The organism is Pseudonocardia sp. TMWB2A (assembly GCF_017312135.1).
The window spans coordinates 149300-161423 of record NZ_QKQY01000001.1; the positions used below are offsets into that span (position 1 = coordinate 149300).

A 12124-nucleotide genomic window follows, 5' to 3' on the forward strand; every position below is an offset into this window, starting at 1 on the left:
CCGTAGCGCAGAGGGAAGAAGCAGGAAGTACGGGGATAGAGGCATGAGCGACGGCACCGCTGACATTGTTAAGCCGATCATCACGCCCAAGGCGAGCTTGCGTAAGCGTTCGCCGCGCTTGAGCCGTGCGGATCGCAGCCCGTTGGGCGTGTGGTTCTGGGAAATCGACCGCGTGCTGTTGTCGTTACTCGCGGTGTTGATTGCGATCGGTCTGGTCGCGGTCGCCGCCGCCTCGCCGGTGTCGGCGATGAAACAATCGACCACGACCGAAAGCATTGCGCCGCTTTATTATCTGTATCGCCAGATTGCGTGGGTGATTGTCGGTGTGCCGGTGATGCTGGTCATTTCGATGCTGCCCAAAGATCAGGCGCGGCGCTTTGCCATTTATGGCGCGATGTTGTTTCTGGCTTTGCTGTTGCTCGTGCCGGTCATCGGCAATGAGGTGAATGGCGCGAAACGCTGGCTGGGCTCGGGCCTGCTCCGCTTGCAACCGTCGGAATTTCTGAAGCCTTTCTTCATCGTGACCACTGCGTGGATTTTGTCATGGAAAGTGCAGGATAAGAGCCTCCCAGTCATTCCTTTGTCGATAGGATTGACCGCAGTGGTCGGGGCGCTGTTGATGCTCCAGCCCGACCTTGGACAAACCATCATCTTTTGCGGAAGCTGGCTGGTGTTGATGCTGATTGCGGGCATGTCGTTCCGCATTATCGGCCTGCTTGGCCTGTCGGGTGTGGTGGGCATTGTGGTTGCCTATTTCACTTATTCGGTTGCGCATAACCGCATCAACATCTGGCTCTTTTCCAAGGGCGATGATTTCCAGGTGGTGAAGGCCCATGCGGCGCTGACCGGCGGCGGGCTTGGCGGCACTGGCCCCGGCGCGGGCGTTGCTAAATTCCAGCTTCCCGAAGCGCATACCGACTATATTTTCTCCGTCATCGGTGAAGAATTTGGCCTGTTTGCCTGTATCGCGATTGCGTGCATCTATCTTGCCATTGTCGTGCGCGTGCTCATCCGCCTGCTCGATGAAGAAGACCAGTTCACCATTTTGGCGGTCGCGGGCCTTGTCACCCAATTTGGCGGACAGGCGATCATCAATATGGCGGTGAATACGCAGTTATTCCCGTCCAAGGGCATGACCTTGCCGTTCATCAGCTATGGCGGCTCGTCAATGCTCGCGCTGTGTATCGGCATGGGATTATTATTGTCACTGACGCGCAGAAACCCCTATCTGGTGCGATCAGGCCATGTTGTGAAATGGAACCGTAAATGAGTGCATCGCGTCATTATGTTTTGGCTGCCGGAGGGACAGGCGGCCATATGATCCCCGCTTTTGCGTTGGGCGAGGAATTGACCCGGCGAGGCCATCATGTCGCGCTGGTGACGGATGAACGCGGCGCGAAGATTCCGGGGCTGTTCGATAAAGGCCAGGTGCATATCCTCCCCGCAGGCCGCATAGCCGGTGGTCCGATTGGCTGGATGAAGGCCGCCAAGGCGATCTGGGAAGGCCGCGCTATGGCGGCGCGTTTGTATGAAAGCTTTGAACCGTCTGCGGTCATCGGCTTTGGCGGTTATCCGGCGTTCCCCGCTTTGCTCGCCGCGCGCAAATGCAGGGTGCCGACCCTCATCCATGAACAAAATGCGGTGCTCGGCCGCGTCAATCGCTTGGTCGCCAAGCGGGTCGATGCGATTGCGACCGCTTATCCCGACATCCAGCGTTTGCCCGATAGCTGCCTTCCCAAAACCCATATGGTCGGCAACCCCGTGCGCGCCGAAGTCATTGCGCTGCGCGATGAAGACTTCCCGCCGTTCGAGGAAGATGGCGTGTTCCGCGTGCTGGTGACGGGCGGCAGTCAGGGCGCGACCATCATGTCGAATGTGGTGCCCGATGGCCTTGCCATGCTCCCGCCCGCGCTCAAGATCCGCTTGCAGGTCACCCAGCAATGCCGCGCCGAAGATATTGATGCGGTGCGCGCCAAATATAAAGAACATGGCATCCCGGCGGAACTTGCAACTTATATTACCGATATGCCCAACAAGCTTAATTGGGCGCATCTGGTTATCAGCCGGGCAGGGGCGTCGACGATTGCGGAGCTTACCTGCGCGGGGCGTCCGGCTATTCTCGTGCCGCTCCCCAGTGCGACGGACGACCATCAAAGCTATAATGTGAAAGCGATGGTGGCCGCAGGCGGTGCGCGCGCGATTGCGCAATCGGCATTTACACCCAAGGAACTGGCCAAGCAGATCCAGAAGATTGCGCTGGAACCCGGTGCGCTTGCCAATGCGGCGGCGCGCGCGAAAAGTTGCGGCTTGCCCGATGCGACCCGCGATTTGGCCGACCTTGTGGAATCAACCGGCGGCGCGCCCTTGATGGATGTGATCCGCGTGGGCACAGCGCAATCGGCGGCCCCTTCCAGCGGCTTTGCGCCCGCGATGAAGGAGGCCGCACGATGAAAGGCGTCGGCACCGACATTGGCACCATCCACTTCATCGGCATTGGCGGCATCGGCATGTCCGGCATTGCCGAGGTCATGCACAATCTGGGCTATAAGGTCCAAGGCACCGACATGGCTGACAGCTATGTGGTCGAAGGCCTGCGCGGGCGCGGCATTGACGTGAAGATCGGCCATGATGCCGATAATCTGGGTGATGCGGCGGTGGTCGTGACCTCGACCGCCGTGAGCCGCAAAACCAATCCCGAAGTCGAAGCCGCCTATGAACGCCGCATCCCCGTGGTGCGCCGCGCGGAAATGCTGGCCGAGTTGATGCGGCTTAAAAATACCGTCGCTGTGGCCGGCACGCATGGCAAGACCACCACCACCTCGATGGTCGCCGCGATGCTTGATGCGGGCGGGGTGGACCCGACCGTCATCAATGGCGGCATCATCAACAGCTATGGCTCCAACGCCCGCCTTGGCGCGAGCGACTGGATGGTGGTCGAAGCCGATGAAAGCGATGGCAGCTTTCTGCGGCTGGACGGCACGATTGCGGTGGTCACCAATATCGACCCCGAACATCTCGACCATTATGGCGATTTTGACGGCATCAAGGATGCCTTTGTCGAATTTATCGAAAATGTGCCCTTTTATGGCGCGGCGGTGCTGTGCCTTGACCATCCCGAAGTGCAGGCGATCCTGCCGCGCATCCGCGACCGGCGCATCATCACTTACGGCTTTTCGACGCAGGCCGATGTGAAGGGCTTGAACGTCACACCCATCCCCGGCGGTAACCGCTTTGACGTGGCCATCCGCGACCGTGACGGCAATGTCGAAACGATTGAGGGCATAGAGCTTCCGATGCCGGGTCGTCACAATGTCCAAAATGCGCTCGCGGCGGTTGCGGTTGCGCATCATATGGGCGTTGCAAGCGACATCATCCGCACCGGCTTTGCCAAATTTGGCGGGGTCAAGCGGCGCTTCACCAAGGTTGGCGAAGTCGCGACGGACGACGGCGCTGTCACCATCATCGACGATTATGGCCATCATCCGGTCGAAATCCGCGCAGTGCTATCCGCCGCCCGCGAAGGCGCGCAGGGACGTGTCGTAGCGGTTGTCCAGCCGCATCGCTTCACGCGTCTGCGCGATCATATGGATGATTTCCAGCAAGCGTTTAACGACGCCGATGTCGTCTATGCGCTTCCGGTTTTTGCAGCGGGGGAACAGCCGATTGAGGGCGTGTCGTCGGATGAAATGGTCGTCGGCATCAAGCGGCGCGGACATAATGCCGCGACGGCGCTGGCGGGGCCGGAAGAATTAGCGACCACGCTGGCGGCTGATTTGAAGCCGCATGATATGATCGTTTGCTTGGGCGCGGGCGATATTACCAAAGTCGCGGCGGGGCTTGCCGACGCTATCGGGAAGGCGCGCGAATGAGCGGGGGGGAAACCAATCTCCCCTCCCCTTCAGGGGAGGGGTCGGGGGTGGGGGCTGTCAACCAGTCTCAACACTTGCCGACAACCCCCACCCCAACCCCTCCCCTAAAGGGGAGGGGCCCAGTGCGTGGCAAATTGACGCCCAATGCGCCATTGGCACCGCTTGTATGGTTCAAGTCCGGCGGCACGGCGCAATGGCTGTTCGAACCTAAAGATCTCGAAGATTTGCAAGTTTTTCTGCGCGACCTCGATCCCGCTGTGCCGGTAATGGCATTGGGCCTCGGCTCCAATCTCATCGTGCGCGATGGGGGCGTGCCGGGGGTTGTTGTGCGGCTCGGCAAGCCTTTTGCCAAAGTGACCGAAAGCGGCGCGCAGCAACTCACTTGCGGCGGGGGGGCGTCTGGAATTCTGGTGTCCTCGACCGCGCGCGATGCAGGCATAGCTGGCTTGGAATTTCTGCGCTCCATTCCGGGGACGGTCGGCGGTTTTGTCCGCATGAACGGCGGCGCTTACGGGCGCGAGGTCAAGGACATATTGATCGACTGCCAGATTGTGACGCGCGACGGCACGCTCAAAACGCTGGCGCTCTCTGACCTCGGCTACACCTATCGCCATAGCGAGCTGCCCGAAGGCGCGGTTGTGGTGAGCGCGACCTTTCAGGGCGAACCGGGCGAACCCGCGGCCATCCAGGCCGAAATGGATCGAATCTCCGCAAGCCGTGAGGCCTCGCAACCTTTGCGCTCCAAAACCGGCGGCTCGACCTTCAAAAATCCCGATGGCGACAAGGCTTGGCGGCTGGTCGATGAAGCGGGCTGTCGCGGCCTCACCGTCGGCGGCGCGCAGGTGAGCGAGAAGCACACCAACTTCCTCATCAACACCGGCGATGCGACCTCGACCGATATTGAAAATCTTGGCGAAGAAGTGCGGCGCAGGGTTAAGGAAAAAAGCGGCGTTGATCTCCATTGGGAAATCCAGCGCGTAGGCGTGTTCGCCGGAGCGTCAAAAAGCGTAGGCGTGTTCGCCGGAGCGCCAAACAAAGATAGCGTAGGCGTGTTCGCCGGAGCGCCAAACAAAGATAATGCGTCGGAAAATTTGAGAAGGCAGAATGATGACTAAAGGCCTCTGGCACGTTGCAGTTTTAATGGGTGGCTGGGCCAATGAGCGCCCCGTGTCGCTGATGAGCGGTGCGGGTGTTGCCGACGCGCTAGAAAGCAAGGGCCACAAGGTGACGCGCATCGACATGGATCGCAATGTCGCGGCCAAAATCGCCGAAGCCGCGCCCGATGTGGTGTTCAACGCACTCCACGGCGTTCCGGGCGAGGATGGCGCGGTGCAAGGGATGCTCGACCTGATGGGCGTCAAATATACGCATAGCGGCATGGTCACATCGGTCATCGCGATTGACAAGGAATTGACCAAGCAACGCCTCGTCCCTGCCGGTATCCCGATGCCCGAAGGCACGATAGTGTCTTCGGCGAGCCTTTATGAGCGCGATCCGTTGCCGCGTCCCTATGTGCTGAAACCGGTCAATGAAGGCTCGTCCGTGGGCGTCGCCATCGTCACCGATGACAGCAATTATGGCAATCCGATTGGCCGCGATGTTGCGGGGCCTTGGCAGGAATTTGACGAACTGCTGGCCGAACCCTTCATCAAGGGGCGCGAACTGACGGTCGCGGTGCTGGGCGGCCGCGCGCTCACCGTCACCGAACTCGTCCCCAAGACCGGCTTTTATGATTTCGACGCCAAATATACCGAAGGCATGACCGAGCATGTTTGCCCCGCGCAAATCCCGCAAGATGCGTTTGACCGGATGATGCAATTGGCGCTCGACGCGCATAATCTTTTGGGCTGTAAAGGCGCATCACGTTCCGATTTCCGTTGGGATGAAGAACAGGGTTTGGCGGGCATTTATCTGCTGGAGGTCAACACCCAACCGGGCATGACGCCGCTCAGCCTTGTGCCGGAGCAGGCCAAGCAACAGGGGATCAGCTATCCTGATCTGGTGGAAATGATTGTCGAGGAGGCACTCACATGACGACCGCAAAGATCAAACGCGGAAAGGCGACGACACGGCGGCAAGCGCCGACCCGTGTGCGGGTAACGTCCAAAAACGGCACGCGTTCGCGCAAAGCGCCGCCGTCACGCACCGCCGCCTTGCTCGCCAAATTGCCGGTGCAGCCCAAAACGGTCGAGCGCGTGGCAAGCTGGACGATTTTCGGCGCTTTTTGCTTGGGCCTTTATGCGATTGCCGCCTCCACTGGCGTCACCGCCAAGGTCAATGAAGAGGTCGCCCATGCGGTTGGCCGTGCGGGCTTTGAAGTCAAAAAGGTCGAAGTTCTGGGCGTCAACCGCATCGACCAGATGAAGATTTACGACCTTGCGCTCAACCAGAAGAACCGCTCGATGGCGTCGGTTGATCTGGAGGCGCTGCGCACCGACCTCATGAAATATGGCTGGGTCGAAGATGCGCGGGTGAGCCGCCGCTTGCCCGACACGCTCGTCATCGACATTGTCGAGCGCACGCCGACCGCCGTGTGGCAGAACCAGCATAAGCTCTCGCTCATCGACGTGAACGGCGTGGTGTTGGAACCGGTAACGGTCGCGACCATGCCCGATCTGCCGCTGGTTATCGGCCCACGCGCGAATGAACAGACGCGCGACCTTGATGTGCTGCTTGCCGAAGCGCCTGCGTTGAAGCCATTGGTCGCGGGCGCAACATGGGTCGGCAATCGCCGCTGGGACTTGCGCTTCCAGTCGGGCGAAACGCTCTCGCTCCCCGAAGGCGAAACCGATGCGAAGAAGGCGCTTGCCAATTTCGCGCGGATGGACGGCATGAACCGCTTGCTGGGCCGGGGCATATTGCGCTTTGATATGCGCGATCCGGAACGCTTCGTGCTGCGCTTGCCCGACAAAAAGGCGCCGGCGAGCAGCGACGGAGCCGAGGTCAAGAGCGGCGAGAATAAAACGGCGGAAAATAAGCCGAGCGAGGCTAAGGCAGAGAAAAAAGAGGGATAAGTTCATGGCGGCACCGCGCGTAGAACGTCTGATTACCGCGCTCGACATCGGGTCGTGGAAAGTATCGGCGCTGATTGCAGGCGAAACCGAAAATGGCGAAATCCATGTGCTTGGGACAGGCCAGCGCCAGAGCCAGGGCGTCAAGCGCGGCTATGTGGCGGACATGGACAAGACCGAACAGGCGGTGCGCGAAGCGATTGAGCAGGCCGAACGGATTGCGGGCACCAATATCGAAGATGTGTGGGTGAGTTTTTCCGCTGGCGGCCTGTCGAGCGATATTGCGCGCGTCGAAGTAGAACTGGGCGGGCACCGGGTCGAGCAGGAAGATATTGACGATCTGCTGGCGGCAGGCCGCAGCACGATTGATCCTGATGGGCGCATGGTCCTCCATGCCCAGCCCGCACTTTATACGCTCGATGGTCTTGCCGGGGTCAAGCATCCGCTCGGCCTCCATGCCGACCGGTTAGGCGTCGATATCCATGTCGTGCTGGCGGACGGATCGCCGGTGCGCAATCTCGATATGTGTGTGCGCCAAGCGCATCTCAATGTTGAAACCATCGTCGCATCGCCTATGGCCACGGGCATGGCGTGCCTGTCTGCCGAAGAACGCGATTTGGGCGTCGCTTTGGTCGAAATCGGCGCATCTGTCACAAATGTGTCATTATTTGCAGGCGGGATGCTGGTCGGTCTGACCTCACTCCCGTTCGGCGCATCGGATATTACCGACGATATAGCCTCGGCTTTCGGGGTGCGGCGCAGTCAGGCGGAGCGCGCCAAATGCTTCTATGGCTCGGCCACGCCCAGCCCGCAGGACAGCCGCGAGATGATCGAGCTCGCGCCGCCCACCAATGCGCTGGAAACCGACGGGGTGAAGGTCAACCGCGCGCAGCTCATTTCGGTGATCCGTCAACGGCTTGACTATATGTTGACCGAAATCGGCAAGGCGTTGAAAGATTTGGGCTTTACCGGCCCTGTCGGACGGCAGGTGGTGCTGGCAGGCGGCGGCGCGGATTTGAAAGGTATGGCCGATTATGCCCAAAGCGCGTTGGGCCGCGCGGTGCGGATTGGCCGCCCCAAAGGCCTTATTGGATTGCCCGAAGCCCATGCCGGTCCGGCTTTCGCAACGCTGGCCGGACTGGTGCAATATGCGGCGTCCGATCCGGTTGATTTGCGCTCGCTTTCCATCGAGGAGCAAGAGGTTGTCCGCGCATCGGGACCAGCCCTGCTCGACCGGCTTGTTGCCGCATTCCGTAGCAATTTCTGACGAGTTGCCCCAAAAGAGGCATGAAATTTACAGTCGCGTTACTAAAAGGTTAAATTTATACGTGCTTCCGGTCCAAAATTAGTGCAAAGCTGAGCGGAACGAGCAGGGGGCTGTTCGAATATATTTTTTAGCCCATTTGTCGAAAATGGGGTGAGGGAGCCAAGTTGAATGAGCATTGATATCCGTCCTCCGCAGGTTGACGAATTGAAGCCGCGTATTGCCGTCATCGGCGTCGGCGGTGCCGGTGGCAACGCGATCGCGAACATGATTGCCGCAAGTGTCGAAGGGGTCGATTTTGTCGTCGCCAATACCGACGCGCAGGCGCTGAACTCTTCGCCTGCAGAGCGCCGCATCCAGCTTGGTCCGGATATTACACAAGGCCTTGGCGCCGGATCGCGCCCCGAAGTGGGCCGCGCTGCTGCCGAAGAAACCATCGCGACCATCGAGCAGGCGCTCGAAGGCGCGCATATGTGCTTTATCGCGGCTGGCATGGGCGGCGGCACCGGCACGGGCGCTGCGCCCGTCATCGCCAAGGTCGCGCGCGACCGCGGTATCCTGACCGTCGGCGTTGTCACCAAGCCCTTCACCTTTGAAGGCTCGCGCCGTATGCGTTCGGCGGAATCGGGTATCGAAGAGTTACAGAAAAATGTCGACACGCTGATCGTCATTCCGAACCAGAATTTGTTCCTTGTCGCCAACCCGAACACGACCTTCAAGGAAGCGTTCCAGATGGCCGACGAAGTGCTGCAACAAGGTGTGCGCGGCATTACCGACCTCATGGTCATGCCCGGCCTCATCAACCTCGACTTTGCCGACGTGCGCTCCGTCATGCACGAAATGGGCAAGGCGATGATGGGCACCGGCGAAGCGGATGGCGATGGCCGTGCGCTCGAAGCAGCCGAAAAAGCCATTGCCAACCCGCTCTTGGACGGTGTGTCGATGCGCGGTGCAAAGGGCGTCATCATCTCGATTACCGGCGGCGAAGATATGCGCCTGATGGAAGTCGATGAAGCAGCGAACCATATCCGCGAGCTGGTCGATCCCGATGCGAACATCATCTGGGGTTCGGCGTTCAACGATAATCTGCAGGGCAAAATCCGCGTGTCGGTGGTTGCGACCGGCATTGATGCCGACGCGGAAGCCGCTGCTGAACAGCGCGCGCAGCCGACGCGGGCTTTCTCTTTCCCCGCCGCGCGCAAGCCGACGCCGATTCCGGCCGCCCCCGCTGCTGCGGCTTCAACCTATAGCGCGCCGCAAGCCGAAACGCCTGCGCCCGCCGCTCCGACACCCGAAGCTGCGCCCGGTTTCGATGCGCCCGCGCATAATAGCGACGAAGCGCCGATCGAACTGACGCCTCCCGAACCGGTGGTCGACAATCAAGGCGGGGTGACCGCACATGATGCGCCAGCGCAAAAGATTGTCTATGACGATCTTGGCTCGGAATTTGATGCGCCTGCCGACGAGCTGGTGCTGGATGCGCCCGAAGCCGCACCCGCTGCCCCCGTGCCGCAGGCCGACGCTCCGGCCAGCCCGCGCGTTTCGACCGGCGGCGGCACTTTGTTCGAACGCATGTCCAACCTATCGCGCGGCAATGCGCGCAAGCCGGACGGCGAGGGCGAAGGTGAAGACGAGAAAATCGACATTCCGCGTTTTCTCAACCGCCAGAACAACCAGTAAGCGATTGCGCGTATAGCGCGTTTGACGCGGATAAATCCCGGTACGTCGCAAGCGTGCCGGGATTGTCATTTCTACGGCGTCAAAATGTTAGCTTTGGTTCAGGTGAACCATGCTATAGGCTGGAGCCCATGACGAACAAAAATTGTGTAAAATTGCCGCGGACATATGCTGTTACGCGCGCGTCGGCTTTGACGCTTGCGCTTTTGATTCCCGCCTCCGGTGCCAGTCTCGCTGCCCAGATTAGCACGGCGCCCCCTGCCAACAATCCCGCGCCGCAGATTAGCGCCGCCGAACGTGCGCAACTCGACGCGCAGGCGATGCTGACCAGCGCGCTCACCCGCATCGGCACCAATGGCAATGATGTGAATGCGCTGGTCGATGCAGGAATGGCCGCTAATATATTGGGTGATGCACAGGCCGCTTACGGCTTTTTGAACCGCGCGCGTTCGCTTGCGCCCAATAATGGCCGCGTGATGGCGGGGATGGGCGTAGCATTGGTGCGGCTTGAAAATCCGGTCGAAGCTTTGCGCATGTTTGACCAGGCGGTGAAGCTTGGCACATCGGAGCGCGGCTTTTTGGCCGAACGCGCGATGGCTTATGACCTTATCGGCGACAATGCCAAGGCGCAGCGCGATTACCAGATGGCGCTGCAGGTTAGCCCCAGTGATCAGACCTTGCGCAACTATGCGCTCTCGCTCGGCATTGGCGGCGAGACCGACCGCGCGATCCAGATTATCGCGCCGCTTCTCCAGCGCAAGGACCGCGCGGCTTGGCGTGACCGCGCCTTCATCCTCGCGATGAACGGGCGCACACAGGAAGCGGTCGAAATTGTCCGCACGACCATGCCCGCCAATGTCGCGAGCGGCCTCACGCCTTATCTTACCAAGATGAACCGGCTGTCGAACCGCCAAATGGCGCTGGCGGTCCATTATGGCCAGTTCCCGACAAGCGATGCGCAACTGGCTGCGGTCGGGCGCAATGCGGGCGGCAATGTGCCTGCCGCCGCCTCAAGCACGGCGGCCAAAGCCGCGCCCTCGCGCGGTGGACGTCAAACGGCTGCCCGCCAAACGAGCCGCAACACCAGCAAGGGCCGCACCGCAACCCCCGTTGCCGCCGCCAATGATCCGCTCGCGGGCAAGCGTTTCGTTGATGAAGATGGCCGTCCGGTGAAATTGTCGCGCTCCGAACAGCTTGCTCTGCTTAAAGAGCATGAGGAAAAACAGGCCGAAGCGGCCCGTCAGGCCGAAGCCAAGCGGGTGGCCGATGCTAACGCCGCGCAAGCCGCTGCACGGGCCGAAGCGGCGCGGCAGGCCGAAGCCACCCGTCAGGCAGCGGTCGCGCGCGAGGCTGAAATTGCGCGGCAAGCGGAAGCAGCCCGTCAGGCCGAAACCGCGCGGCTCGCCCAGCAACGCCGCGATGCGGAAGCCGCGCGTCTTGCAGCGGCCAGAGCGCAACGCCCGCCGGTTCAAACCGCGATGGCGACTGTTCCCCAGCCGCAACCCCCTGCACCGGTCGCCACCGCGCCTGTTTCCGCCAGCCCGATGGGACCGGTCGATAGCGGCGCGCGCGCGATTTCCACGCCACCTGCTGCTGCACCTGCGCCAGCCGCAAGCGCGGTGGTCACCACCGATATTCCGGCATCAAGCGCAAATGGCGGGCCGGTGATCGGGCCGGGCTTTACCGACCCGGTCAATGTAGCGCCGGTTACCACCCCTGCACCTCTGCCCGCAGCGGCGGCCCAGACACCTGCCGTCACCCCGCCGGAATCGACCTTCAAAGCCTTTTCGCTGGATGATCTGGTGAAAGCGGTGCGCCCGCCTGAAGTGGTGCGTACCCGCACCGAAGCGCCGGTCGATGCCGCAACGCTTGAACGCTTGCGGCAGGATAAAATCCGTGCCGACCGCGAAGCTGCTGCTGCCCGTCGCGCCGAAGCCGACAAGAAACGCGCTGCCGATGCGCAAGCCGCCAAGGATCGCGAGGCCGCTGCCACCGCTGCTGCCGAAGCGGCCAAGAAAAAGGATAATCCCGCGCGCACATGGGTGCAGATTGCAACCGGCGCGGCCAATGTCATGGGCAGCGAATATCGCCGTCAATCGGTCGGCAAAAATGCGACCATCTTTAAAGGAAAGAGCGGCTATACCGCGCCGTTCGGTCGTTCGCAGCGGCTGCTCGTGGGGCCGTTCGACACGATGCGCGATGCCAATAGCTGGCTCGCCTCGCTCAAGAAAAATGGCGGGGACGGTTTTGTCTGGACCAGCGATACGGGCGAAGAGGTCACTCCGGTCGGCAGGCGCTAAGCG

The 12124-nt window shown here is 61.1% G+C and carries 9 protein-coding genes; all 9 read left to right on the forward strand.

What is annotated here, in order from left to right:
* The first annotated feature begins 43 nt into the window (after positions 1-43).
* The 9 genes from DMP17_RS00725 to DMP17_RS00765 all read left to right on the forward strand — a co-directional run bounded on the left by DMP17_RS00725 (position 44) and on the right by DMP17_RS00765 (position 12121).
* Positions 44-1270 (forward strand): FtsW/RodA/SpoVE family cell cycle protein, encoded by a 1227-nt coding sequence (locus DMP17_RS00725; RefSeq protein WP_337827168.1) that lies wholly within the window; start codon positions 44-46, stop codon positions 1268-1270.
* Positions 1267-2451 (forward strand): undecaprenyldiphospho-muramoylpentapeptide beta-N-acetylglucosaminyltransferase, encoded by a 1185-nt coding sequence (gene murG / locus DMP17_RS00730; RefSeq protein WP_337827169.1) that lies wholly within the window; start codon positions 1267-1269, stop codon positions 2449-2451. The genes DMP17_RS00725 and murG overlap by 4 nt, the downstream gene beginning before the upstream one ends.
* A complete protein-coding gene (gene murC / locus DMP17_RS00735; protein ID WP_337827170.1) occupies positions 2448-3869 on the forward strand; it encodes a UDP-N-acetylmuramate--L-alanine ligase in 1422 nt (473 codons plus the stop codon). Before murG ends, murC begins: the two co-directional genes overlap by 4 nt.
* 122 nt (positions 3870-3991) lie before the next feature.
* Positions 3992-4984, forward strand: a complete 993-nt coding sequence (gene murB, locus DMP17_RS00740; protein ID WP_337827171.1) for a UDP-N-acetylmuramate dehydrogenase — start codon at positions 3992-3994, stop codon at positions 4982-4984.
* On the forward strand, positions 4977-5903 hold the full coding sequence (locus DMP17_RS00745; RefSeq protein ID WP_337829746.1) for a D-alanine--D-alanine ligase: 927 nt from the start codon (positions 4977-4979) through the stop codon (positions 5901-5903). The genes murB and DMP17_RS00745 overlap by 8 nt, the downstream gene beginning before the upstream one ends.
* Positions 5900-6883 (forward strand): cell division protein FtsQ/DivIB, encoded by a 984-nt coding sequence (locus DMP17_RS00750; protein WP_337827172.1) that lies wholly within the window; start codon positions 5900-5902, stop codon positions 6881-6883. The genes DMP17_RS00745 and DMP17_RS00750 overlap by 4 nt, the downstream gene beginning before the upstream one ends.
* A 4-nt stretch (positions 6884-6887) precedes the next feature.
* Positions 6888-8147 carry a cell division protein FtsA gene (ftsA, locus tag DMP17_RS00755; RefSeq protein WP_337827173.1) on the forward strand — a complete coding sequence of 420 codons (1260 nt, stop codon included), beginning with the start codon at positions 6888-6890 and terminating at the stop codon, positions 8145-8147.
* A 168-nt stretch (positions 8148-8315) separates the two neighbouring features.
* Entirely contained in the window at positions 8316-9824 is a 1509-nt protein-coding gene (gene ftsZ / locus DMP17_RS00760; protein WP_337827174.1) for a cell division protein FtsZ, read from the forward strand.
* A 128-nt stretch (positions 9825-9952) separates the two neighbouring features.
* On the forward strand, positions 9953-12121 hold the full coding sequence (locus tag DMP17_RS00765) for a tetratricopeptide repeat protein (RefSeq protein WP_337827175.1): 2169 nt from the start codon (positions 9953-9955) through the stop codon (positions 12119-12121).
* Positions 12122-12124 lie beyond the last annotated feature (3 nt).

Coding starts and splice junctions, on each gene's coding strand:
- DMP17_RS00725 (WP_337827168.1), top strand. CDS start 44: ATGAGCGACGGCACCGCTGACATTGTTAAGCCGATCATCACGCCCAAG.
- murG (WP_337827169.1), top strand. CDS start 1,267: ATGAGTGCATCGCGTCATTATGTTTTGGCTGCCGGAGGGACAGGCGGC.
- murC (WP_337827170.1), top strand. CDS start 2,448: ATGAAAGGCGTCGGCACCGACATTGGCACCATCCACTTCATCGGCATT.
- DMP17_RS00745 (WP_337829746.1), top strand. CDS start 4,977: ATGACTAAAGGCCTCTGGCACGTTGCAGTTTTAATGGGTGGCTGGGCC.
- DMP17_RS00750 (WP_337827172.1), top strand. CDS start 5,900: ATGACGACCGCAAAGATCAAACGCGGAAAGGCGACGACACGGCGGCAA.
- ftsA (WP_337827173.1), top strand. CDS start 6,888: ATGGCGGCACCGCGCGTAGAACGTCTGATTACCGCGCTCGACATCGGG.
- ftsZ (WP_337827174.1), top strand. CDS start 8,316: ATGAGCATTGATATCCGTCCTCCGCAGGTTGACGAATTGAAGCCGCGT.
- DMP17_RS00765 (WP_337827175.1), top strand. CDS start 9,953: ATGACGAACAAAAATTGTGTAAAATTGCCGCGGACATATGCTGTTACG.